This is a genomic window from Acinetobacter sp. WU_MDCI_Abxc222, assembly GCF_025514755.1.
Lineage (GTDB): Bacteria > Pseudomonadota > Gammaproteobacteria > Pseudomonadales > Moraxellaceae > Acinetobacter > Acinetobacter geminorum.
Genome location: NZ_JAHPVG010000005.1, coordinates 87,890 through 110,720, shown reverse-complemented (window position 1 = coordinate 110,720; position 22,831 = coordinate 87,890). Strand labels below are relative to the sequence as shown.

Genomic DNA, 22,831 nt, shown 5'->3' with positions numbered 1-22,831 from the left:
TACCTACTTATACTAATCTTAAGATAGCGTTAAAAAATGTAATTGCACAGTTTAACAATTGCAAAGTTGTGATAAAAAATTTAAGGTGTTGCTCATAAATAACTTTGAGAATTGTCTGGCATGTTTCTAAGAAAAACACTTTCGATTGCAATATTGGCAACTGCTTCATCCGCTATTTTTGCACAAGGTTTAGTGCTAAATAATGAAGACTTACGTACCGACTTAAACTGGTTAAATCAACAAGGTGTTATTAGTATTAGCACCTCAACTTGGCCGTTAAGTGGTGATGAAATTCAGCGTGCGCTCTCTCAGGCAAAAGTGTCTCATCCAGCTCAACAAAAAGTTATTAACTCAGTTCTTAATGCATTAAAAGCAGATAACAATACAGTGAAAGTGGGTGCTTTTGCTGAAACTGATATTAAAAATATTCCTCAAGCATTCGGTGATAATCAAAAAGCTCAATATCAAGGTTCGTTAGAATTTAATGCGGGTGGTGAAAACTGGGATGCAAAAATCCGAGTAAATGCAGAAAAAGACCCGCAAATCGACAATGGGCAAGATGTTAATGTCGAGGGTTCATATGTCGCTGGTAAACTTTGGAATCAATGGGTAGTTGCAGGTCAAATTCCAACATGGTGGGGACCTGGACACGATGGTAGTTTAATTCGTGGTGATGCGAGTCGTCCCGTTTATGGCGTGACTGCACAGCGTGCTGTGCAAAATGCTTTTGAAACAAAATGGTTATCTTGGATTGGGCCTTGGCAATATCAAGCTTTTGCAGGTCAATTAGATGATTATAAAGCAGTTCCTGATGCTAAATTATTAGGTTTACGTGTAACTGCAAGACCATTACCTTATTTAGAACTCGGTGCTTCTAGAGCGATTCAAATTGGTGGAGATGGTCAGCCAAATAGTTTTAAAGCTTATTGGAATGCAATTATTGGTAAAGACAATGGCTGTACTGAAAATAGCTGTGTAGGTGAAGATAATGCATCTAATCAGTTAGCTGGTTTTGATGCTCGTTTGCAATTACAGTCGTTGTTTAATATTCCTGTTAGTGTTTATGGTCAGTATGTAGGTGAAGATGAGGCTGGTGGTTTGCCATCTAAAAAAATGTATTTGGCTGGTGCAGATTATTCTTCAATAGTTAATAATATGCCTTATCAACTCTATGCTGAATGGGCTGATACACGAACCAATGGTGATGTAAGAGGAATTTCATATAGTCACCATCAATATACAGATGGCTATTATCAACATGGTTTCTCGTTAGGCCATGCGATAGGCGGTGATGGGCAAATGTATTCAGTGGGTGGCGATATCCGCTTTGATGTCATGAACCGTTTAAGCGGTCGTGCGATGGTGGTTAAAGTTAACCAATCTAATTTAGCAATCAATAAAGCCTTTCCTAAAGATGATGAAATTAAGGCGCTTGATTTAACTTGGACGCATTTCATTAAACCTGATCTTCCATTAAAAATTAATGGATGGGTAAGTGATTCGGATCTTGAGGGTAATGATGCAGGTGCATCTATTGGTATTGAAATTCCATTAGAACGTAAAATGTTTGGTTTCTAAGATTAGATCATGTTTTCAAAAAGAGAAGCGATTAATGCTTCTCTTTTTTATGGTTTTGAAAGAAATCTAAAGACTAGAACATAATTTGCTTAAGTTAACTACACAGGCTAGGATTACAAAGTTGTGCAAGTGAATCAGCATATTACATGCATATGATTAAATCGAATATCAATATGAAAAAACAAGCAAAAGGAATCGGTTTTAAATCACTATAATGCATAACTAATGCTATAAGCCATATAAAGGCTTGTAGTTGGATTATCTATCACGAAAAATTGGAGTTGTTATGGCACTCGTTCCTCCACATGGTCTTCTAGGTGGTGGTTTAATACTACTTCTAGATTTTATGGGCAAAATGGATAGAGAAGGACGTGTTCATGACTGAATCAAGACTCACACATCTCAAGCAACTTGAAGCTGAAAGTATTCATATTATCCGTGAAGTTGCTGCAGAATTCGAAAACCCAGTCATGCTTTACTCAATTGGTAAAGACTCGGCTGTTATGCTTCATCTTGCATTAAAAGCATTTTATCCAGCGAAACTTCCATTCCCATTATTACATGTAGATACGGGTTGGAAGTTTAAAGACATGATCGCGTTTCGCGATAACATGGCAAAAACTCATGGTTTTGACTTAATTGTTCATCAAAACAAAGAAGGCCGTGAAGCTGGGATCAACCCATTTGATCATGGTAGTTCAAAATATACAGATATTATGAAAACCCAAGCTTTAAAACAGGCTTTGGATAAATATCAATTTGATGCTGCTTTTGGTGGTGCACGTCGTGATGAAGAAAAATCACGTGCGAAAGAGCGTGTATATTCATTCCGTGATAGTAAACACCGTTGGGACCCTAAAAACCAACGTCCTGAACTTTGGAACCTTTACAATGGTAAAGTGAACAAAGGCGAAAGTATTCGTGTATTCCCATTATCGAACTGGACAGAGTTGGATATCTGGCAATATATCTATTTAGAAAATATTCAAATTGTTCCTCTTTATTTCTCTGCTGTTCGTCCAGTGGTAGAGCGTAGTGGTACGTTAATCATGGTTGATGACGAACGTATGCGCTTAAAAGAGGGTGAAGTTCCACAGATGAAGTCTGTACGTTTCCGTACGCTTGGCTGTTACCCGTTAACTGGTGCAGTTGAGTCTGAAGCAGATACGTTACCTGAAATTATCCAAGAGATGCTTTTAGCCACGAGTTCTGAGCGTCAAGGTCGTATGATTGACCATGATGAAGCGGGCTCAATGGAAAAGAAAAAGCAAGAAGGCTATTTCTAAGACAATTTCTAAATTTGTGGAGTTTGAGCAATGTCTCATCAATCAGAATTAATCAGCCAAGATATCTTGGCCTATTTAAAGCAACATGAACAAAAAGACCTTCTACGCTTTTTGACTTGCGGTAACGTAGACGATGGTAAAAGTACGCTTATTGGGCGTTTACTTTACGATTCAAAATTGATTTATGAAGATCAATTGCAAGCAGTAACGCGTGACAGTAAAAAAGTAGGAACTACGGGTGATGCACCAGACTTGGCATTACTGGTAGATGGTCTGCAAGCAGAACGTGAACAAGGTATTACCATTGACGTAGCTTACCGTTATTTCTCAACAGAAAAGCGTAAGTTTATTATTGCGGATACCCCAGGGCATGAACAATATACCCGTAACATGGCAACAGGTGCGTCGACTGCGGACTTGGCAATCATCTTGATTGATGCGCGTTATGGTGTACAAACTCAAACTCGTCGCCATACGTTTATTGCAAGTTTGCTTGGTATTAAAAATATCGTTGTTGCAATCAATAAGATGGACTTGGTTGAATATTCACCTGAACGTTTCACTGAAATTCAGATTGAATATGATGCTTTCGTAGGCCAATTAGGTGACCGTCGTCCAGCTAATATTCAGTTTGTACCAATCTCCGCTTTAAATGGCGATAACGTTGTAAATCCGTCAGCTCATACGCCGTGGTACAAGGGTCAAACCTTGATGAGCATTCTTGAGTCGGTGGAAATTAGTCGTGAATCAAACAAACACGAATTCCGTTTCCCTGTCCAGTATGTAAACCGTCCAAACCTTGATTTCCGTGGCTTTGCGGGTACCGTTGCTTTAGGTGAAATCAATGTTGGTGATGAGATTGTTGCACTACCATCAGGTAAGCGTTCAACAGTTAAAGAAATCGTTACTTTTGATGGAAACCTTGAGCAGGCTGTAGCGGGTCAAGCGGTTACATTGACCCTGAATGATGAAATTGATATTAGCCGTGGTAACGTTCTGGTACGTGCTGGCGAGCAACCATTAATTTCACGTAGCGTTCGTGCTTCAGTGGTATGGATGAATGAACATCCGCTCGTGAAAGGTAAGTTGTACAACGTTAAGATTGGTACCCAGACTGTTCCTGCTAAAGTCACTAATATTCACTATCGAGTGAATGTGAATACACTTGAACATACTCATGTGGAAGAGCTTGAGTTAAATGCAATTGCAGATGTTGTAGTTGAGTTCGACGCGCCAGTTGTGTTTGATCAATATCAAGATTCTCGTTATACAGGTTCATTCATCTTTATTGACCGCTTAAGCAACGTAACTGTTGGTGCAGGTATGGTTGAAGCTGCCGTTGAATGGACTGCTCATAGTAATCCTGTAACAGCTGAAGATCGTGCTGCACGTTTGGGCCAAAAGCCAGCGGTGATTGGGATTTCTGCACAGTTAATCGAGAAAGCTCAAGTTTTAGAAAGCTTGCTGATTCAGCAAGGTGTAGTTGCGATTGCAAAAGCCAACTTAACTGCTGAGCAAATTACTTTATTGCGTGAGACAGGTGTTGTGGTTATCACAACTTCTGTGGAAGGTACGGATACAGAAGTTACTGCTGAAACCGTTGAAGAGGCAGCTGAAAAAGTTGTGGAATTAGTTCGTCTTTAATAGACTGAATTGATTTTGAAAAAACCCGCGTAAGCGGGTTTTTTTATTGAGTTTAGAAAACATTTTGAGTTTTTAAAGTTAAATATTCCCTTAAATCTTTGGGATAGCTGTGAATCATCTTTAAAAATATATCTCGATCACCTTGATATAAGGCGCGTGTTGCTTCCTCATAATTTGGCATATTGCCTAACATGGCAGACATAAAACGGTCGATGGCTTGTTTGGCCAGCATAATATTGCCTTCAGAGTTTGGGTTATTTAACTCTTTATCAATTAACTTGCGAATCACTGCTGATGCACTCGCGCTTTGTTGATCTAACCAATCCCAATGTTTTTTTTGTAAAGTGATTTCACGCGAAATTACGCCAAGTTTAGGTCGTCCAACTTTTTTAATTTCTTCCGGTTCAGCATAACGTTGTTGAATTTCTTGTTCCGAACCAGAAAGATCAAGATCAATTTGTTGACCTGTTTGATCATTAAAAATCAGAATATTTTCTGTTGTTTTAGGAAGAGTTTTTAGTTTTTTTGCAAGTTCAATCAGGGAGTCACTCGCAATAAGTGTGCTTCCAGTGAAAGCAGTATAGGTGATTTTAGTATCCATTTTAGCCGCATATTTTTATCAGGGTAAAATAATATTATCAGGGTAAAATTAATTTAGCAAATAGTAAAAATCATAACCAAGAATTAACTGATTTTATGAGGGTAGTCTCTGAAATTAGGACTATAAAAATAGTCAAGATAATAGGCTATTTAAAATTTTACTCTGCTTTAGTAGCGCTTTTATGAGAGAATACGCCTTTAGTTGTATGTATAGAGACTCCTATGTTTGAGCAATCTCCTGAATCTTTAAGCGATATCGAAATTTTAGACATTTTACAGTCGATGAAAAAAGATAAGCTAGATACGGAAGCAAATGAGATTATCCGTAATGGGGGGAAAGCTGGGCGTCAAGAAGCACATAAACAAGCTTTAGTTGCATTGAATGCAAATTTTGAAGAAAAGTTTGTAGAGGCAGTTACTCTTGCACTAGGTTTAAATGCAGCTCAAGCTAAAAAAATTCGCTATAAAAAAGATCGAATTCGTATTTTGAAAGCGCGTGGTATTGATTATTTAGCTATTGATGGTGCAGAAACAGCGCAAGTTTTGGCACAAATTTCACAAGCAATTGTTCGAGAAGACGCAATAGTTACTCATGACTTACATGACATCTTTCCATTTTGGAAAGAAGGTTGGCCAATGGTGCAATTTGATAATGCCTATAAAATTTTAGAAGAAGATATTAGCTTGCACTTTCATGCGTTCTTAGACGCCATGATTGAGTATATAAATAAATAAAAATAAAAGCCCCGTTTGGGGCTTTTATTTTATAGAAGAATAATTAAAGTGTGCTAAAGAGCGGAAAAACGCCAATCACTAATGCAGTGCCCATCAAAACCATACATGTTATAAATGCCCATTTAAATGTGAACTTTTGATGGTCAGCAAAGTCAACTTTAGCAAGACCGCATAACAAGTAAGTTGATGGAACAAGAGGCGATAGTAAGTGTACTGGTTGGCCTACAATTGATGCACGAGCAATAGCTTCTGGGCTAATACCGTAATGAGAAGCCGCTTCAGCAAGAATTGGTAGTACACCATAGAAGAATGCATCATTTGACATAAAGAATGTTAAAGGCATACTGACTAAAGCGGTAATCGGTGCAAGATATGGGCCCATGCTTGGAGGAATCATTGCGACGAATTCTTTAGACATCGCCTCAACCATACCTGTACCAGATAGAATACCTGTGAAAATACCTGCTGCGAAAATCAAACCTACAACAGCTAAAATACTATCTGCATGCATTGCGATACGCTTTTTCTGCATATCAACATCAGGATAGTTAATGAGCATTGCAATACAGAACGCTAGCATGAATAATACTGACATTGGCAAAATGCCTTTGATTAATGCAATCATGAGAATAATAGTAAGTACCATATTTACTTTGCGTAAATGTGGGCGGGTCGCTTCAGGATCTTTCGATACAGTAATATTGTCGCCATGGTGAGTTTCAAGCTCAATCACGCCTAAACGTTTTTGCTCATAACGGCCATATAAATATGCCAAGAAGAATAACCAACCAATACTAATGATCATTGGAAGGATCATTGGTACGAAAATATGGCTTGGATCAACTTGTAATGCACTTGCAGCACGAGCAGTAGGACCACCCCATGGCGTTAGGTTCATTACACCACTACATAACAGCATAAGCGCAGTCATGATAAGTGTGTTCATTCCTAGACGTTGATAAAGTGGCAACATTGCAGCCACACAGATCATATAAGTGGTTGAACCATCACCATCTAAAGAAACGAGAGTGGTTAAAAAGACAGTTCCTAGAGTAATTTTTAAAGGATCGCCTTTAACTTTTTTCAAAATCCATTTAACCGGTGGGTCGAAAAGACCTGCATCGATCATTAAGGCAAAATACAAAATTGCGAATAAAAGCATTACGCCAGTTGGCGCTAATTTTTTGATGCCATCCAGCATCATCTCACTGAGACCTTTAAGTTCAATGTGACTTAAACTTTCAAAGTAATGACCTAGGCCCCAAGCAATGAGAGAAAAAATAAACGGGATGAGAATTAAAGCAATAATAGGGCTTAAACGTTTGGACATGATTAAGTACATGAAGCACAAAATCATGCCAACACCAAGTAATGTCAGCATACAATCAATCCTTTGCCTATAGTTTTACTGAACAAGTTTATTCAAAACTCTGACCTTGGTTATTCTTATTAATTTTTATTAAAAAGACAAATAATATATTTAGTTTATTTGGTTAATATATATTCGTCTGGAAGGGTATATTTAGGTGAAATACTGAACATATATATTAAGGTTATAGTGGTTTATAATAAATGCATATCATTATAAAACAATATAAAGGTATTATAAAAATAAAAATTATATGGCATTTTTTTAAATTATGTATATTTTGATGATTGAAATGAGAAGAAGAACCATTTAAAGATTGGCTTTGGGTTAAGTTACAGAAGTTTGTTTACAATGTAAATGGGACTTAATCATTTTATAGGCGGTTAAGAGATATGGATTATTTTATTAATTTTCAGTATTTAAGGTTTAATGGGGCGCTAAATAAAATAATAATACTTTTAGATTGAAAGAGCAAATTGAATAAATGAATCTAAAATAATTATTACATATATTTAAAAAAATTATTTAGTATTAAAAAATACCCCAGCTAAATTTGTGGGGTATTTAAATTAATAGCGATTAATTTTCATCAATTGATGAGTGTGTTTCGGTTTGTTCTAAAATTCGAGTTACAAGAAGTTGGTCAATTTTAAAATGGTCGACATCGACAACTTCAAATTTATATCCACCAAATTCTACAAAATCTGCTGGACGTGGAATTTTGCGTAAACGGTACATCATGAAACCTGCGAGCGTCTCATAGTTTTCTTCATCAGGCATTTCATCAATTTCAAGAGCATGTCTTAGATCATCAATTGGTGTACTGCCATCAATTAACCATGAGTTATTATCACGTTTAATGATTTGCTGTTCTTCTTCAATAGGGGTAACCCAATCACCCATAACTGTAATCATGATATCGCTTAACGTAATCACTCCTACAACAAGTGCATATTCATTGATAACGACAGCAAATTTCTCTTTTGTAGAACGAAAGCGGTCAAGTAGTTCAGAGAGTGTGAGGGTATCAGGAATAATTAGAACATTACGAATAGTTGATTCATTTAACTGTGTTGGTGACTGATTGTTTAAAATACGAACTAGGAAGTCTTTGGCATCAACATAGCCAATGACTTGATCAATATTTTCATTACACACCAAAAATTTTGAATAAGGATATTCTGCTAATTTTTGTCGAATACTATCTTCATGTTCATTTAAGGTGAAATAAACGACGTTCTCGCGTGTCGTCATGCTTGAGGGTACTGTGCGTTCTTCTAATTCAAAAACATTTTCAATAAAGTGATGCTCTTGTTTTTGAAGTACGCCAGCTTGAGCACCTGCATCCATGACAGCTGAAATATCATCAAAAGTAATGTTATCTTCGCGTGTTGTATTGACTTTAAACAATCGAAATAACAGGTTCGCAATAGCATTAATTCCCCAGGCTAAGGGTTTACATACCTTAATAAAAACTTGAATCGGGTTAATAACGCTAATTGCAATTTTTTCAGGTGCAATCATTGCCAAACGTTTTGGCATGAGATCGGCGAATAAAATAAATAAGGAAGTTACTAAAGTGAAGGAGAGGGCAAAACCTATAGTTTGTGTCCAGGGACCTTCATAAAAGCGATCAACTAAAGTGACGAAAAAGGGACGAAAAGCAGCTTCACCCAAAATACCGCCTAAAATTGCAACTGCATTTAGGCCAATTTGAGAAGCTGCAAAAAAGTCGGCAGATTGTTCTTGTAGATCAAGTACTTGTTGGGCACGTTCTTCGCCAGCTTCGGCTAAAATTTTTAACTTTACTTTTCTGGCGCCAGCCAATGCAATTTCAGTTAAAGATAAAAAGCCTGCTGCGATGATGAGCAGTACGATGATAATGATATTTTGAAAGAGACTCACAAATCACCCGAGGTTCATCATTATTATGACTATGTTTTAACACAAAAAAGCGCCGAGGTAATCAGATTGATTGCTCAGCGCTTGAAGATAATGTCTAAAATCGACAATTAAATCAAAATTTACTTAATAGTGAGAAAATTGCGAATTATTTGTTAGAAATTCACGGTTTTCTTCTTCAATCATTTGACGAGCAACAAATAAAATAAGCTGGCGCAACCAGCGATGAGCTGGGTGATGATGTAATAACGGGCACCAAGCCATTTTAAGTTCAAATTCTGGAATGTAAAAAGGAGGATCCTTTATAACCAGTTTTGGATTTTGAGTTTGTAGGCGCGCCATCCGAGTTGGAAGGGTAGCAATCAGGTCAACATTTTGAGCAAGTAATGCTGGCATTTGGTAGTGGCGGGTAAAAACAGAAATTTTACGACGTTGACCAATACGTTCTAGTGCCTGATCGATCCAGCCTAAACCGCCTTGTTTATCTGGATTTACCCCAAAGCCTACACCCATACCTGTTTTAGAAACCCAGATATGCTGTGCATCTAGATAACTTTTAAGATTCAAATGGGTTACAGCAGGGTGTTTGTCATTAAGAATACAGCTAAAACTATCACGCCAAACTAAAACTTGGTGGAAACTTTGCGGTATTTCATTAAATCTATTAATCGCAAGATCGACTTTACCTTGTTCCATGTCTCTATAAGACACATCACTTGGTGTAAGAAAGTCGAGTACAACATTTGGAGCTTCAGAGCGTAGAGCTTTGACAAGACGAGGGACTAAAGTTGCCTCGGCATAGTCAGATGTCATAATGCGGAAAACGCGATTACTTGTATAAGGGCGGAATTCGGTACGGGGTTCCAAAATCATGGAAAGATCAGAAAGGGCATCACGAATACGAGGTTGTAATTCAAGTGCACGTTCTGTCGGGGTCATCCCTTCGGAAGAACGGATAAGAAGCGGATCATTAAATAAATTACGTAAGCGACGTAAAATATTACTCATTGCAGGCTGAGTTACCCCAAGCTGTTCGGCTGCGCGCGTAACATTTTTTTCACGAAGAAGTACATCAAGATATATTAATAGATTAAGATCTACTCGCTCCAGATTCATAAAAAAAATACCGAAAATAAAACCCTGAAATTGTTTCAAATTATGCCATATTTAATGATCATTGTGTGAAAAAATGATGAGAAAAGCGACATTTTTTGTAGGAATTAAGTAGGGTGGAAAGACGTTTCAAAGGCACGTTTTTACTGTCTTTGCTTAGTTTTGAATGAAAGAAATCTAAATAGAATATATTTATGAATAACTTCTCAATTTCTAGCATATCAATTGACTTTTTGCATTGGCAAAAATAGCCTAATTTACAATTGACTTTTAGATTTAAAAATGAGTGGAAAATCTCCAAAAATTGTATAAAAATAAGACTTAGTGAGTTTTTAGAATAAAACTCTATACTCCTTTAGGATAATTTTATTTTTATAAACAAAGTGTTAAAGTTTTTGGTTTTATCTATAATATCGATTTATTGGTATATTTTTTAAATAAATACTGAAGATTAACAAAGGATATTGGATTAATTGATTGGCTAAGTCTAAGCTGTGTTCATGAGGAAGCAGCTGGTGTCATAAGAAATTTAAGTAACGTGACTCTAGGCTTCAATCGATGAAATCCTAAAATGAATACAGGACAATATCATGACTACATATCAAACAGCGATTGATGCAGTACGTCAATTAAAAGCAAAATTCGGCAATACTTGGGCAGACATTAGCCCAGAAGATGCTGCTCGTATGCAACTTCAAAACCGTTTCAAAACTGGTTTAGATATTGCTAAGTATACAGCTGCGATTATGCGTCGTGATATGGCTGAATACGATGCTGACTCAAGCAAATACACTCAATCATTAGGTTGCTGGCATGGTTTCATCGCACAACAAAAAATGATTGCGAACAAAAAATATTTCGGTACTACAAGCAAACGTTATATCTACCTTTCTGGTTGGATGGTTGCTGCTCTTCGTTCTGAATTTGGTCCACTTCCTGACCAATCTATGCACGAAAAAACTTCTGTTCCTGCATTGATCGAAGAAATCTATACTTTCTTACGTCAAGCTGACGCAAAAGAATTAAACGATTTATTCCGTGCGCTTAAAAAAGCACAAGAAGCTGGTGATACTGCTAAAGCAGCTGAAATCACAGCTCAAATCGACAACTTTGAAACTCACGTTGTGCCAATTATTGCGGACATCGATGCTGGTTTCGGTAACGAAGAAGCAACTTACTTACTTGCTAAGAAAATGATCGAAGCTGGTGCTTGTGCGCTTCAAATTGAAAACCAAGTATCTGATGCTAAACAATGTGGTCACCAAGCTGGTAAAGTAACTGTTCCACACGAAGACTTCATCGCTAAGATCCATGCATTACGTTATGCATTCTTAGAAATGGGTCTTGAAGAAGGTATCATTGTTGCGCGTACTGACTCTGAAGGCGCTGACTTGACTCAAAAAATCCCAGTGGTTAAAGAGCCAGGTGACATCGCTTCTCAATACATCAGCTACTTAGATACTCAAGAAATTGACATTGCTGATGCTCAAGAAGATGAAATCTTAATCAAGCGTGATGGTAAATTACACCGTCCTAAGCGTTTACCTTCTGGCTTATATCAGTTCCGTGCTGACACTCAAATTGACCGTGTTGTACTTGACTGTGTGTCTAGCTTACAAAATGGTGCTGACCTTCTTTGGATCGAAACTGCGACTCCAAACGTAGAAGAAATCGCACACATGGTTAACCGTGTTAAAGAAGTTGTTCCAAATGCTAAGCTTGTTTATAACAACAGCCCATCATTCAACTGGACTTTAAACTTCCGTCAACAAGCTTACGATCGTTGGGTTGCTGAAGGTAAAGACGTTTCTGCATATGACCGCGCTAAATTAATGAGTGCTGAATATGACAACACTGAATTAGCTGCTGATGCTGATGACAAGATCCGTACTTTCCAAGCAGATGCTTCTCGTGAAGCGGGTGTGTTCCATCACTTGATCACACTTCCGACTTACCACACTGCTGCTCTTTCTACTCATGAGCTTGCACAAGGTTACTTCGGTTCTGAAGGTATGTTGGCTTATGTTGCTGGCGTACAACGTAAAGAAATCCGCGGCGGTATCGCTTGTGTTAAACACCAAGCAATGGCGGGTTCTGACATCGGTGATGATCACAAAGAAATCTTCTCTGGTGATAACGCTCTTAAAGCACATGACGATGCTAAAAACACAATGAACCAATTCGCAGCTCACTAAGAATTGATTCATAAAAAAACCCGCTCAAATGAGCGGGTTTTTTAATTATTAAAAATTATTTTTTCAAAACATAGTGTTCAGCTAAAGAGCCTTCAACTTTTTTACCTTCCATATCTAAAGCAGTTGCAGTATTTTCACCAATAAAGAATTTACGGTTTTGGCCTTTATCATCTAAGGTAATAACTGAAGTATTATCTTTGTCGAAAGTAAAGGTACCATGGGTTTCAAATGGGTTGGTGTCACCTTTACCAAGATAAGTTTCGGTTAGCTCGTAGGTTTTATCATCTTTAAGTTCTAATTCAGTTTTAATACCTTCACAGTCTGCGCATGGGAGAGTGCCTTTATATGTGCCATCCCAATCGAGTGAGTTTTCAGCTGTGTGCGCGCTATCTACAGTATTGTTATTTGCTTCAGTCGTTTGCGCTGGAGCAGATGCTTGAGTCGTCGTGTCGGCTTTATTTTCATTTTTGCTACAAGCGGCAAGAAGGATACTTAAGAGTGCTACTGATAATAATGTTTTTTTCATGATGATCTAAACCTCGGAAAATAAATAAAAAACAAGTAAACAGGCTATGAAATATAAGAGCCTAATAAAAGTTTAAGTATGTAATTTAATTTTAACAAAAGGTAAAGTGAGTAAAATTCAATCAAAAAAGAAAGAAATAATAATTAAAAAGAAAATTAAGGTATCCACTAAAATTAATGAATACCTTTATTTATCAAGGTTGAGAAGAAACTCCACCTAAAGAATCACAAGCTGATTTATAAAGTTGATATTGTTGCTTTAAAACTTCATCTAGCGGCATGTCGAATAACTCTTCACCATTCTTGTAACTCTCTACATATGAAGTCGCTTTTTCTTTGCTTACCGCTAAAGATTGTTGGTAGTAAGTATTAATTGAGCTTGTTGCAATCTGACTTGTCTCAACATTTTTACATTCAAAATTATGGAGAATTTTTTCTGCACGTTTGACCTCACTAGATTGGCCAAAAATACACCCAGTTAAAAAGACAAGTGGTGTTAACACGAAAAAAAGTTTCATGGAGAGTAAGTATGGAAGCAACGGTGGGCGCTATTGTATAAATAATTCCAAGAGTTACTGTGCTTTTATGTTAGACATTGATGATTTTTTAACTCATTAAAATCGAAAAATTGTATCTAATTTTATCATTTTGCTTATTTTTATATTTGGTGCGTATTTTGCTTATAACTTTAAGCACTTATTTTGAACATATGAACCAGAATGAATCAGGTACAAACGTTTTCAAAAAAATCTTTAGCACCATTTTGGTATGCGCGATTAGAGGTCGGATTTTGTTTTCAAAATTCGCGCACCATAATGAGTCACAGAAAGCATCATGGCCCTGTAAGGGTGCAAAAAATGCTCTGGCCTGAAAAAACAGGTGTATGTCACGCCATTATTGTACATCCCCCCGCAGGAATCGCAGGAGGGGATCATCTTACTTTTCAAATTGAAACCAAAGATCAAGCTCATGCAGTTGTAACGACTCCTGGTGCAGGGAAGTGGTACAAAACCAATGGAAAGCAGGCCTTTCAGCATATGCATCTTCATGTGCGAGATCAGTCTATTTTGGAGTGGGTTCCGCAGGAATCTATGTTATTTGACGGAGCTCTAGCACACTCAGAAACTCATATTCATCTTGACCATGCTGCCAGTTTTATTGGCTGGGATATGTTGGTATTCGGGCGACAGGCACGCGCTGAGCGTTTTGTGCAAGGAAGCTACCACAACCAGTTTAAGTTGTGGCGAGAACAAAAATTATTGGTTGCAGATACATTGTTTTTTGAAGGTGGAGATCGTTGGCTTCATTCATGTTTAGGTATGAATAATCAGGCCGTAATGGGAAGCTTTTGGGCAGTCGCTCCCGAAAAGTATCGCTCAGCTTTTTATTTAGAACAGCAGTTAGAACTCATTCGTGAATTGATGATGCGTATGCAAGCACCTGTAACTTTAACATTATTAGATGATGTAGTTTGTGCGCGTTTCTTGGGAAATGATGTCCGACATTGCCATGATGCTTTTGCAGCAATAAGAGCAAGATTAAGACGTTATTGGTTTGATTTAGATGAAGAATTCCCAAGAATCTGGAGAACTTAAGTTACGTTAAATTGCGTATTTAAAAAACGATTAAAACAAGTATGCTGCTTTTGAGCACGTATTTTGCTTAAAGAAAATTAGATGTTATTTAGGAAAGAGATATGGAACTCAATCCAACAGAAAAAGATAAATTACTTATTTTTACCGCAGGGCTAGTCGCTGAGCGTCGTAAAGCGCGTGGATTGAAACTGAATTATCCAGAAGCTATTGCTTTTATTTCAGCAGCTTTACTTGAAGGTGCACGAGACGGTATGACGGTCAGTGACTTGATGCATTACGGTACTACCTTGTTAAAGCGCGAAGATGTGATGGATGGTGTGCCAGAAATGATTGCTGAGGTTCAGGTCGAAGCAACTTTTCCAGATGGCTCAAAGTTAGTCACTGTTCATCAGCCAATCGTATAAAAGGAACCCTTATGATCCCCGGTGAAATCATTACTCCAGATGCTGATATTGAGCTGAATGTTGGACGGCAAACTTTAAAAGTTGTAGTTGCCAACATTGGCGATCGGCCTATTCAGGTGGGTTCTCATTTTCATTTTTATGAAGCAAATGATGCATTACAGTTTGATCGCGAAATGGCAAAGGGTTTTCGACTAAATATTGCAGCTGGTACAGCAATACGTTTTGAACCGGGACAAAGTCGAGAAGTAGAGCTTGTTGCTTTAGCAGGTAAGCGAGAAGTATATGGTTTTGCAGGCCGAGTCATGGGCACGTTGGATTAAAAATAACAACGATAATGAAAGAGATGAGTAATAAGTTATGAAAATGTCACGTCGTGCATATGCTGAGATGTTTGGTCCAACGGTTGGTGATCGTATCCGCTTGGCTGATACAGAGCTTTTTATTGAGGTTGAGCAAGATCTAACGACTTATGGTGAAGAAGTTAAGTTTGGCGGTGGCAAAGTCATTCGTGATGGAATGGGGCAATCCCAACTTTTAGCTGATGAAGTTGCTGACACTGTAATTACCAATGCTTTGATTGTCGATTGGTGGGGGATTGTAAAAGCTGATGTTGGCTTAAAAAATGGTCGAATCTGGAAAATAGGGAAAGCAGGAAATCCTGATATTCAACCTAACATTACCATTCCTTTAGGTGCTGCAACAGAAGTGATTGCGGGTGAAGGGCAAATTTTAACGGCAGGTGGTATTGATACTCACATTCACTGGATTTGTCCTCAACAAGTTGAAACTGCGCTCATGTCGGGTACAACAACAATGGTAGGTGGCGGTACAGGACCTGCGGCAGGTACTTCGGCAACGACAGTGACTCCGGGACCTTGGCATATTGCCACCATGTTGCAGGCGATTGATGATTTGCCTATGAATATTGGCCTGTTAGGCAAAGGTAATTTGAGTTTGCCAGACCCAATTCGAGAGCAAATTAAAGCTGGGGTAATTGGGTTAAAACTACATGAAGACTGGGGCTCAACACCAGCAGCCATTGATAACTGCTTGAGTGTGGCAGACGAGTTTGATGTGCAGGTCGCTATTCATACAGATACCTTAAATGAAGGTGGTTTTTTAGAAGAAACACTGGCTGCGTTTAAAGATCGCACGATTCATACGTACCATACCGAAGGTGCGGGTGGTGGGCATGCACCAGACATTTTAAAAGCAATTGGACAAAGTAATGTCTTGCCGTCTTCAACTAATCCAACACGTCCTTATACGATCAATACTATTGATGAGCATTTAGATATGCTCATGGTTTGCCATCATTTAGATCCGGCAATTGCTGAAGATATCGCTTTTGCTGAAAGCCGTATTCGCCGTGAAACCATTGCCGCCGAAGATATTTTGCAAGATTTGGGCGCAATTTCGATGATGTCTTCTGACTCTCAGGCAATGGGCCGCGTAGGCGAAGTGATTTTACGTACTTGGCAAACTGCTCATAAAATGAAAGTTCAACGTGGTCCTCTAGAGGGTGATAATGAGTTTCATGATAACAATCGCGTTAAACGCTACATTGCCAAATATACAATTAACCCAGCCATTACCCATGGTTTAAGCCATGAAGTGGGTTCGATTGAGGCTGGAAAACTTGCTGATCTGGTGTTATGGAAGCCTGCGTTTTTTGGTGTAAAGCCTTCCATGATTATTAAAGGTGGCATGATTGCAGCGGCACCGATGGGTGATATAAATGCTTCAATTCCAACCCCACAACCCGTGCACTACCGTCCAATGTTTGGTGCCTATCCGCGTGGTGTACATAACACCTGTATTACCTTTTTATCTCAAGCAGCAATTGATGAAAAAGTGGTTGAGAAATTAAACCTCAAAAAGTTAATTAGTCCCTGTAAAAACACACGTCAAATTAGCAAGAACGATATGAAACACAACACGTATTGTCCTGTCATGCAGGTTCATCCTGAAACTTATGAGGTACGAGCAGATGGTGAGTTATTAACGTGTGAACCTGCTGACGTATTACCTATGGCTCAGCGCTATTTCTTATTTTGATGAGTTTTATTGAGGTGATTTGCCTCATTACTTTAGATATGAATGAAAGAAATAAGGAGAGAAAAGCTAAATGAAAATCTATACACAACGTCTTGAAGATATTTCTCCTGATCAGGCATTTGAAACAGTTGAATTGACTTTTGATACCCGTCAAAAATCACGATTTCGAGCGGCTTTGGCAAGTGGTATCGATATTGGTGCTGATTTACCACGTACTGGCATTTTGCGTAGTGGCTCATATATTGCAACGCAAGAGGGGGAGGTATTACGTGTGGATGCCAAGCCTGAACGGTTAATGCAAGTCACTGCTCAAACCGATTTTGATTTGCTTAAAGCTGCCTATCACTTAGGGAATAGACATGTGCCATTAATGCTGACACCTACAGCTTTGTATTTTGAGCCTGATCATGTGCTTGCAGAAATGGTAGAAGGTTTGGGACTTACGGTGACAGAAACCGATCATCCGTTTGAACCTGAAAGTGGGGCTTATGCGCAGCATAGTCATGACCATCGTTTAAGCCCGATTAAAGCTTTGCACCATGTCCATTCATAGCGCCGCGCAATTATTGCAATTACTGACACTGTCCTCTACGGCATTGCCAGTTGGGGCGTATTGTTATTCGCAAGGTGTAGAAACGGCAATTGATATTGGCCTAATACATGACGAAATCTCGGCAATTGCTTACTTTGAAGAAGTACTTGAGATGTTATTGGTGAGGTTTGAGCTACCCGTATTAAAGCGTCTTATGCAATATCATGATGACTCAGAACAGTTTCTGGTTTGGGCAAATTTGTATAAGGCCAGCAGAGAAAGTAAAGAACTCTTGGCAGAATCTCAACAGCTGGCTTTTTCTTTAAATGCGTGGATTAAAGATGTTTTAAAAAAAACAGTTGAGGTTAAAAAGCAGTTTGGTTTCGTACCAGTCTATGCACAGCTTTGTGGCCGACTCGAACTCAACGACATGGATGTACTTACGGCTTATTCCTTCACTGTTTTAGAAAATCAGGTTTTAGCTGCAGTAAAAACTGTTCCTTTAGGACAGATGGCTGGGCAAAGAATTTTATGGCACTTGCATGGTTTAGTACCACAAGCGGTAGAGAAAGCTTTGAAGCTTAATGATGAACAATTGAGCAGCTCTTTACCTCGTTATGCCATGCTGAGCATGAAACACGAAACACAATATTCACGGTTATTCAGATCTTAAGTTTAGGAAAAAGGATAAAAATCATGACAGAACGTAGTCCATTACGAGTTGGAATTGGTGGACCGGTAGGTTCGGGTAAAACAGCACTTACTCTTAATTTATGTTTAGCCTTGCGTAATAAATACAATATGGCTGTGGTGACAAATGATATTTACACCAAAGAAGATTCAAACTTTTTAACCCGTAATGAAGCGATGTCGCCAGATCGTATTGTAGGTGTTGAAACAGGTGGTTGTCCGCATACAGCAATTCGTGAAGATGCTTCAATTAACTTGGCTGCAATTGATGATTTGTGTGAAAAATTTGAAGGTTTAGAACTCATTATCATTGAAAGTGGTGGTGATAATTTGGCGGCAACATTTAGTCCAGAGCTTTCTGATTTAACTTTATATGTTATTGATGTGGCAGGCGGTGAAAAGATTCCTCGTAAAGGTGGGCCGGGCATCACTAAGTCAGATTTACTCATTATTAATAAAACTGATCTTGCGCCAATGGTAGGTGCAAACCTTGATGTCATGGACCAAGACGCAAAACGTATGCGCGGAGAAAAACCCTTCTTATTTTCAAACATGAAAACACAAGATGGGCTTGAAGAAATTATTCAATTTATTGAGAAACAAGGGCTGTTTAAAGCTTAAGGAGAGATTATGGACTTCATGAAAAAATGGAGTGTGGCACTCCTTTCATTATTGCCGGCTCTTGCAATGGCCCATCCAGGACATGACCATGCACATTCTGGTTTTATGGCAGGTTTTATTCACCCTTTTACAGGCTTAGATCATTTAGTCATGGCTTTAGGTTTTGGTGTCTTGTTGTGGTCAGCGGCTAAACAGTGGAAAATTGCTGGGGTCATTGCCTTAAGTATTACCTTAATTATAGGCTTTTTAATAGGTGCTCAAGGTTTGGTACCAGTTAATATAGCTGAATACGGAATTGTTGCTTCTTTAGTTATTACAGCAATTGCCCTATGGACAAAGTCAAATAAAGTTTTACCAATTGCTGCGGCTTTGCTTGCAAGTTTCCATGGTATGGCTCATGGTGTTGAGTTAGCACATGCAGGCCATATTGTTGCATTAGTAACTGGTATGGTTGCTGGTATGGCGCTCATCTATTTTGGTGGATTAGTGTTGGGTGCTGTGCTTACCCGATATGTGCCATATGGCAAAAAAATTGTTGGCGCCTGTGCAGCAGTTGTTGCAGTCATTGGCTTAAGCTAACTAAAAAATTGCAAAGAAAAAGGTAGCTTTAAGCTACCTTTTTTATTCGCTTACTTTTTGGTAAAGCCCTGCGTGAACTGTACCAGCTTTAGTGGTTTTAACTTGTTGCCATGTGGCTGGAAGATGAAGCTGAGATAAATCTCGGTCAGCTTCAACATAAATATATCCATTTTTTTTAATATGAGGCTCGGCCAAGTTCGAGAGTTCATGCCATAAATCAAGACTATAAGGTGGATCTAAAAAAACCACATCGAACTGTTCTTTTAAGCGGGGAAGAGCTTGTTGAGCCGTTGCGTTAATTAGATGACAATTTTTGGCTTTTAATAGTTCAATATTATCTTTTAAAAATCGTGCCTGAGTCTTATCTGGCTCAATCATATAAACAGATGCAGCACCACGTGACAGAGCCTCAAAACCTAATGCACCAGAACCTGTACAGATGTCGAGAACTTGAGCATTTTGAATATCCCACATGAGCCAGTTAAATAGAGTTTCGCGTACTCTATCTGGGGTTGGACGTAGACCTTCAATGCTAGCAAAGGGAAGTAGTCGTCTTTTCCATTCGCCACCAATTATACGTAATTGATTTTTCATTATTCATCTGCCTCATTGGTAGCAGGGCGAGCAGGAGCAGCCTGTGGTGTTGATGCTGCTGGTTTGTTGGTGGTAGCTATAGCCGCTGCTGGGCCAGAACTTTCACCTCCGCTTGGAAGTTCACCTGGTTTAATCCCTGCTGTCATTAGCCCGCCATTGACTTGATGATTTGCGGGACGAATCGGGTTTTTCTTACGAGTTAATAACCAGTAATCGAACACAGGTCTTGCAAGTTGAGCAGCAGAACCACCATGACGACCATTTTCCCAAATGACTGCAATTGCAATTTCAGGTTTGTCAGCAGGGGCAAATCCAACGAATAAACCATGGTCAAGTTGACGCTCAGTCAAGGCTGCTTCGTTATAGCGTTTACCCTGTGCAATACTCTTAACCTGTGCTGTACCTGTTTTCCCTGCAATTTGGTAGAGGGGAGTGCGAATACCCCGACCGGTACCTGATTGAATTACATCAATCATGGCATCACGCATTTGAATCCAGTCTTCATCTGTTCCGTTAAAGTTGATTTTGCCATCAGGTGCATTACGTACTGTAAAAGGTTTTGCACCATGAGTTGCGCGTAAAACATGAGGTGTTACATGAGAACCATGATTCGCAGTAATTGCTGTTGCCATTGCAAGCTGTAATGGCGTGGCTGTAAACGCACCTTGACCAATACTGACAGAAATAGTTTCGCCCTTCATCCATTTCGTTTTACGCGTACGCATTTTCCATTCAGGACTTGGATAAAGGCCTTCACTTTCACTTGGTAAATCGACCCCTGTTTTTTGACCAAATCCAAATTGACGCATCCATTGGTTCATTTGATCAATGCCCATTTGATGGGCAAGAATATAAAAATAGGTATCACAGGATTGCACAATGGCTTTATGCATATTCACGACGCCATGACCAGATTTTTTCCAGTCACGGAATTTATGTGAGTCACCAGGTAGATGGAAATAACCAGGGTCAGAAATCGCTGTTGACCAGTCTACAATACTGTAGTGTAAACCACCCATTGCTTCCATTGGCTTGATGGTAGAACCGGGTGGATATACACCTTGCACAGCGCGGTTATAGAGTGGTTGATCTAAATTATCGCGTAGTGAACTGTAGTCAGTATGACTAATGCCAGTCACAAACAAATTAGGATTAAAACTTGGGCTAGACACTAACGCTAGAATTTCACCCGTACGAGGATCAATGGCGACAATAGCTCCACGACGACCTGCAAGCTGTTGAGAAGCGATAACTTGTAAACCATAATCTAAAGATAAATAGAGGTCATTACCGCGAGTAGGGTCTTTGCGGCCTAAATGACGTAATACATTGCTATGCGCATCTGCTTCAACAGATTCATAACCCGGTGTTCCATGCAGTAGATCTTCATAGCTTTTTTCAACGCCAATTTTTCCAATTAGGTTGGTCCCAGCATATAAGTCTTTATCAATACTTTTTAATTCTTTGTCGTTAATACGGCCAACATAGCCAATCACATGGGCAAATAACTCACCGTGTGGATAATAACGAGTCATTTGTGTCTCGATTCTTACACCCGGAAACTTATATTTGGCTTCACTAAATTTAGCAATATTGGCTTCAGTTAGATTAAGTTTAATCGCGACGCGTTCAGTTTTACGGGCAGTTTTTATACGGCTTTTAAAACGGTCAATATCTTCTTGTGTTAAATCTAAAATAGGCTGTAATTGCTCAATGACACTATCAACATCTTCTACATCTGTTTTACTTAAAGTTGCTGTAAAAACAGGATAGTTATCTGCTAGTAATACACCGTTTCGGTCATAGATATAACCACGAGCAGGCGGAAGTGGTTGTAAGCGAATTCGGTTTTTGTCAGATGCAGTCGAGAATTCGTCGTAGTGAAAAATTTGCAGGTAAGCGTATCGGCTAATTAAGACTAATAAGCAGATGGTCACGATCCCTACGGCAAAAAAGATACGACCTCGATAAATGCGCTTTTCTTGCTGGATATCTTTTAAAGGAAAGTGCTGTTTCATAAGGATCGACTTAATGACATAGGGTAGAAAAATAGCTGCTTATTCTAACGCAAGAGCACTTAAAATATTGCATAATTTTCAAAGTTTCATTGCATTTTAATAAGATACTTTTTGACTTTGTAGACAACAAAATTGTAGATACTTGTATATAAGAAGCAAAATAATTCTGTTAAAGTCTCTCATTCAATAGAATAGGGTTGTTCTCACCATACGATTAGGGAAAATGGAGAAAATAATGAGAAAAATTTATCCCTTACTTGCAGTTTTGACAGTAAGTAGTTGGGCCCATGCTCAAGACTACTCGTTTCTTCCGGAAGCAAAATTAGCAGGACATAATGCATCTACTTGGAATGTGGGTGCAGGCGTTACTCAAAAATTATTACATCTTAACGGTGAGTGGGTAAATCCGTATGGTATTGCCTATGCGAAAGCCGGTGCATTTTTGAATGGTGACAAAACCGTTGGTGGTCAAGTTGGCTTCCGATATCCTTATTATCTTACTGGCACAGACAAAAATGGTTACTATATCGGTTTCTATGCTGGTCATCTTGATAGTAAAGAGGTTGATGGTGATTTTAAATCCCGTTTAGGTGCGGGTGTTGATTTGGCCTATGTGTGGTTAAATTCAGAAAGAATTAGCACTTTTAGTGTGGGTATCGGTGCGGCTGAAAAATTAACTGACCAGAACGGAAATGTTGCTGCAGATACTAAACCACAAATTCAATTTTCTTATTCTCTAAGTTTTGGTTTATAAAACAAAGCAGTTTATCGTTAACTCGCCATAAGCAGAGCA

Annotated in this window: 23 protein-coding genes; 15 read left to right on the top strand and 8 right to left on the bottom strand. The window is 38.7% G+C overall.

What is annotated here, in order from left to right; genetic code table 11:
* Positions 1–120: 120 nt before the first annotated feature.
* From KTJ10_RS09800 to cysN, 4 genes are all read left to right on the top strand, one after another.
* Positions 121–1,578, top strand: a complete 1,458-nt coding sequence (locus KTJ10_RS09800; RefSeq protein WP_262441907.1) for a capsule assembly Wzi family protein — start codon at positions 121–123, stop codon at positions 1,576–1,578.
* Positions 1,579–1,831: 253 nt separating this feature from the next.
* A complete protein-coding gene (locus KTJ10_RS09795; RefSeq protein WP_002117520.1) occupies positions 1,832–1,963 on the top strand; it encodes a hypothetical protein in 132 nt (43 codons plus the stop codon).
* Positions 1,956–2,864 (top strand): sulfate adenylyltransferase subunit CysD, encoded by a 909-nt coding sequence (gene cysD / locus KTJ10_RS09790; RefSeq protein WP_000140408.1) that lies wholly within the window; start codon positions 1,956–1,958, stop codon positions 2,862–2,864. The genes KTJ10_RS09795 and cysD overlap by 8 nt, the downstream gene beginning before the upstream one ends.
* Before the next feature lie 30 nt (positions 2,865–2,894).
* Entirely contained in the window at positions 2,895–4,508 is a 1,614-nt protein-coding gene (gene cysN, locus KTJ10_RS09785) for a sulfate adenylyltransferase subunit CysN (protein ID WP_086264888.1), read from the top strand.
* A gap of 52 nt (positions 4,509–4,560) precedes the next feature.
* Here the strand turns inward: cysN and KTJ10_RS09780 are convergent, their stop codons facing one another.
* A complete protein-coding gene (locus tag KTJ10_RS09780; RefSeq protein ID WP_262441906.1) occupies positions 4,561–5,109 on the bottom strand; it encodes a DUF2239 family protein in 549 nt (182 codons plus the stop codon).
* Positions 5,110–5,330: 221 nt separating this feature from the next.
* Here KTJ10_RS09780 and KTJ10_RS09775 point away from each other — a divergent pair, with 221 nt between their 5' ends.
* Entirely contained in the window at positions 5,331–5,843 is a 513-nt protein-coding gene (locus tag KTJ10_RS09775) for a hypothetical protein (RefSeq protein ID WP_086264890.1), read from the top strand.
* Between the two features lie 43 nt (positions 5,844–5,886).
* Here the strand turns inward: KTJ10_RS09775 and KTJ10_RS09770 are convergent, their stop codons facing one another.
* The 3 genes from KTJ10_RS09770 to KTJ10_RS09760 form a co-directional block, all read right to left on the bottom strand.
* Entirely contained in the window at positions 5,887–7,224 is a 1,338-nt protein-coding gene (locus KTJ10_RS09770; RefSeq protein ID WP_262441905.1) for a CitMHS family transporter, read from the bottom strand.
* A gap of 567 nt (positions 7,225–7,791) precedes the next feature.
* Complete coding sequence (locus KTJ10_RS09765; RefSeq protein WP_046812724.1) at positions 7,792–9,117, bottom strand: hemolysin family protein; 1,326 nt, start codon at positions 9,115–9,117, stop codon at positions 7,792–7,794.
* 123 nt (positions 9,118–9,240) lie between these two features.
* Entirely contained in the window at positions 9,241–10,230 is a 990-nt protein-coding gene (locus KTJ10_RS09760; protein ID WP_004703082.1) for a LysR family transcriptional regulator, read from the bottom strand.
* Between the two features lie 587 nt (positions 10,231–10,817).
* Here KTJ10_RS09760 and KTJ10_RS09755 point away from each other — a divergent pair.
* Entirely contained in the window at positions 10,818–12,422 is a 1,605-nt protein-coding gene (locus KTJ10_RS09755) for an isocitrate lyase (protein ID WP_002117581.1), read from the top strand.
* A gap of 55 nt (positions 12,423–12,477) precedes the next feature.
* Here KTJ10_RS09755 and KTJ10_RS09750 read toward each other — a convergent pair whose 3' ends face one another.
* Together KTJ10_RS09750 and KTJ10_RS09745 are read right to left on the bottom strand one after the other, a co-directional pair.
* The gene (locus tag KTJ10_RS09750; RefSeq protein WP_262441904.1) at positions 12,478–12,948 is read right to left on the bottom strand and encodes a copper resistance protein NlpE; all 471 of its coding nucleotides are present in this window, start codon (positions 12,946–12,948) and stop codon (positions 12,478–12,480) included.
* A 193-nt stretch (positions 12,949–13,141) separates the two neighbouring features.
* Complete coding sequence (locus KTJ10_RS09745; protein ID WP_171545271.1) at positions 13,142–13,465, bottom strand: hypothetical protein; 324 nt, start codon at positions 13,463–13,465, stop codon at positions 13,142–13,144.
* A gap of 201 nt (positions 13,466–13,666) precedes the next feature.
* Here KTJ10_RS09745 and KTJ10_RS09740 point away from each other — a divergent pair, with 201 nt between their 5' ends.
* From KTJ10_RS09740 to KTJ10_RS09705, 8 genes are all read left to right on the top strand, one after another.
* On the top strand, positions 13,667–14,542 hold the full coding sequence (locus tag KTJ10_RS09740; protein WP_262441903.1) for an urease accessory protein UreD: 876 nt from the start codon (positions 13,667–13,669) through the stop codon (positions 14,540–14,542).
* 101 nt (positions 14,543–14,643) lie between these two features.
* A complete protein-coding gene (gene ureA / locus KTJ10_RS09735; RefSeq protein ID WP_002117495.1) occupies positions 14,644–14,946 on the top strand; it encodes an urease subunit gamma in 303 nt (100 codons plus the stop codon).
* 11 nt (positions 14,947–14,957) lie between these two features.
* The gene (locus KTJ10_RS09730) at positions 14,958–15,266 is read left to right on the top strand and encodes an urease subunit beta (protein WP_068551182.1); all 309 of its coding nucleotides are present in this window, start codon (positions 14,958–14,960) and stop codon (positions 15,264–15,266) included.
* Between the two features lie 37 nt (positions 15,267–15,303).
* Positions 15,304–17,004, top strand: a complete 1,701-nt coding sequence (gene ureC, locus KTJ10_RS09725; RefSeq protein ID WP_262441902.1) for an urease subunit alpha — start codon at positions 15,304–15,306, stop codon at positions 17,002–17,004.
* A 70-nt stretch (positions 17,005–17,074) separates the two neighbouring features.
* A complete protein-coding gene (gene ureE / locus KTJ10_RS09720; protein ID WP_086264895.1) occupies positions 17,075–17,557 on the top strand; it encodes an urease accessory protein UreE in 483 nt (160 codons plus the stop codon).
* Entirely contained in the window at positions 17,544–18,209 is a 666-nt protein-coding gene (locus KTJ10_RS09715; RefSeq protein WP_262441901.1) for an urease accessory protein UreF, read from the top strand. The genes ureE and KTJ10_RS09715 overlap by 14 nt, the downstream gene beginning before the upstream one ends.
* A gap of 23 nt (positions 18,210–18,232) precedes the next feature.
* Positions 18,233–18,847 carry an urease accessory protein UreG gene (ureG, locus tag KTJ10_RS09710; RefSeq protein WP_002117800.1) on the top strand — a complete coding sequence of 205 codons (615 nt, stop codon included), beginning with the start codon at positions 18,233–18,235 and terminating at the stop codon, positions 18,845–18,847.
* Between the two features lie 9 nt (positions 18,848–18,856).
* A complete protein-coding gene (locus KTJ10_RS09705) occupies positions 18,857–19,426 on the top strand; it encodes a HupE/UreJ family protein (RefSeq protein ID WP_199978085.1) in 570 nt (189 codons plus the stop codon).
* A 42-nt stretch (positions 19,427–19,468) separates the two neighbouring features.
* Here KTJ10_RS09705 and rsmD read toward each other — a convergent pair whose 3' ends face one another.
* Complete coding sequence (rsmD, locus tag KTJ10_RS09700; RefSeq protein ID WP_262441900.1) at positions 19,469–20,020, bottom strand: 16S rRNA (guanine(966)-N(2))-methyltransferase RsmD; 552 nt, start codon at positions 20,018–20,020, stop codon at positions 19,469–19,471.
* A complete protein-coding gene (gene mrdA / locus KTJ10_RS09695; protein ID WP_262441899.1) occupies positions 20,020–22,038 on the bottom strand; it encodes a penicillin-binding protein 2 in 2,019 nt (672 codons plus the stop codon). Before mrdA ends, rsmD begins: the two co-directional genes overlap by 1 nt.
* A gap of 235 nt (positions 22,039–22,273) precedes the next feature.
* Here mrdA and KTJ10_RS09690 point away from each other — a divergent pair, with 235 nt between their 5' ends.
* Positions 22,274–22,792 carry a hypothetical protein gene (locus tag KTJ10_RS09690; RefSeq protein WP_262441898.1) on the top strand — a complete coding sequence of 173 codons (519 nt, stop codon included), beginning with the start codon at positions 22,274–22,276 and terminating at the stop codon, positions 22,790–22,792.
* Positions 22,793–22,831: the final 39 nt, after the last annotated feature.

Coding starts and splice junctions, on each gene's coding strand:
- KTJ10_RS09800 (WP_262441907.1), top strand. CDS start 121: ATGTTTCTAAGAAAAACACTTTCGATTGCAATATTGGCAACTGCTTCA.
- cysD (WP_000140408.1), top strand. CDS start 1,956: ATGACTGAATCAAGACTCACACATCTCAAGCAACTTGAAGCTGAAAGT.
- cysN (WP_086264888.1), top strand. CDS start 2,895: ATGTCTCATCAATCAGAATTAATCAGCCAAGATATCTTGGCCTATTTA.
- KTJ10_RS09780 (WP_262441906.1), bottom strand. CDS start 5,109: ATGGATACTAAAATCACCTATACTGCTTTCACTGGAAGCACACTTATT.
- KTJ10_RS09775 (WP_086264890.1), top strand. CDS start 5,331: ATGTTTGAGCAATCTCCTGAATCTTTAAGCGATATCGAAATTTTAGAC.
- KTJ10_RS09770 (WP_262441905.1), bottom strand. CDS start 7,224: ATGCTGACATTACTTGGTGTTGGCATGATTTTGTGCTTCATGTACTTA.
- KTJ10_RS09760 (WP_004703082.1), bottom strand. CDS start 10,230: ATGAATCTGGAGCGAGTAGATCTTAATCTATTAATATATCTTGATGTA.
- KTJ10_RS09755 (WP_002117581.1), top strand. CDS start 10,818: ATGACTACATATCAAACAGCGATTGATGCAGTACGTCAATTAAAAGCA.
- KTJ10_RS09750 (WP_262441904.1), bottom strand. CDS start 12,948: ATGAAAAAAACATTATTATCAGTAGCACTCTTAAGTATCCTTCTTGCC.
- KTJ10_RS09745 (WP_171545271.1), bottom strand. CDS start 13,465: ATGAAACTTTTTTTCGTGTTAACACCACTTGTCTTTTTAACTGGGTGT.
- KTJ10_RS09740 (WP_262441903.1), top strand. CDS start 13,667: ATGAATCAGGTACAAACGTTTTCAAAAAAATCTTTAGCACCATTTTGG.
- ureA (WP_002117495.1), top strand. CDS start 14,644: ATGGAACTCAATCCAACAGAAAAAGATAAATTACTTATTTTTACCGCA.
- KTJ10_RS09730 (WP_068551182.1), top strand. CDS start 14,958: ATGATCCCCGGTGAAATCATTACTCCAGATGCTGATATTGAGCTGAAT.
- ureC (WP_262441902.1), top strand. CDS start 15,304: ATGAAAATGTCACGTCGTGCATATGCTGAGATGTTTGGTCCAACGGTT.
- ureE (WP_086264895.1), top strand. CDS start 17,075: ATGAAAATCTATACACAACGTCTTGAAGATATTTCTCCTGATCAGGCA.
- KTJ10_RS09715 (WP_262441901.1), top strand. CDS start 17,544: ATGTCCATTCATAGCGCCGCGCAATTATTGCAATTACTGACACTGTCC.
- ureG (WP_002117800.1), top strand. CDS start 18,233: ATGACAGAACGTAGTCCATTACGAGTTGGAATTGGTGGACCGGTAGGT.
- KTJ10_RS09705 (WP_199978085.1), top strand. CDS start 18,857: ATGGACTTCATGAAAAAATGGAGTGTGGCACTCCTTTCATTATTGCCG.
- rsmD (WP_262441900.1), bottom strand. CDS start 20,020: ATGAAAAATCAATTACGTATAATTGGTGGCGAATGGAAAAGACGACTA.
- mrdA (WP_262441899.1), bottom strand. CDS start 22,038: ATGAAACAGCACTTTCCTTTAAAAGATATCCAGCAAGAAAAGCGCATT.
- KTJ10_RS09690 (WP_262441898.1), top strand. CDS start 22,274: ATGAGAAAAATTTATCCCTTACTTGCAGTTTTGACAGTAAGTAGTTGG.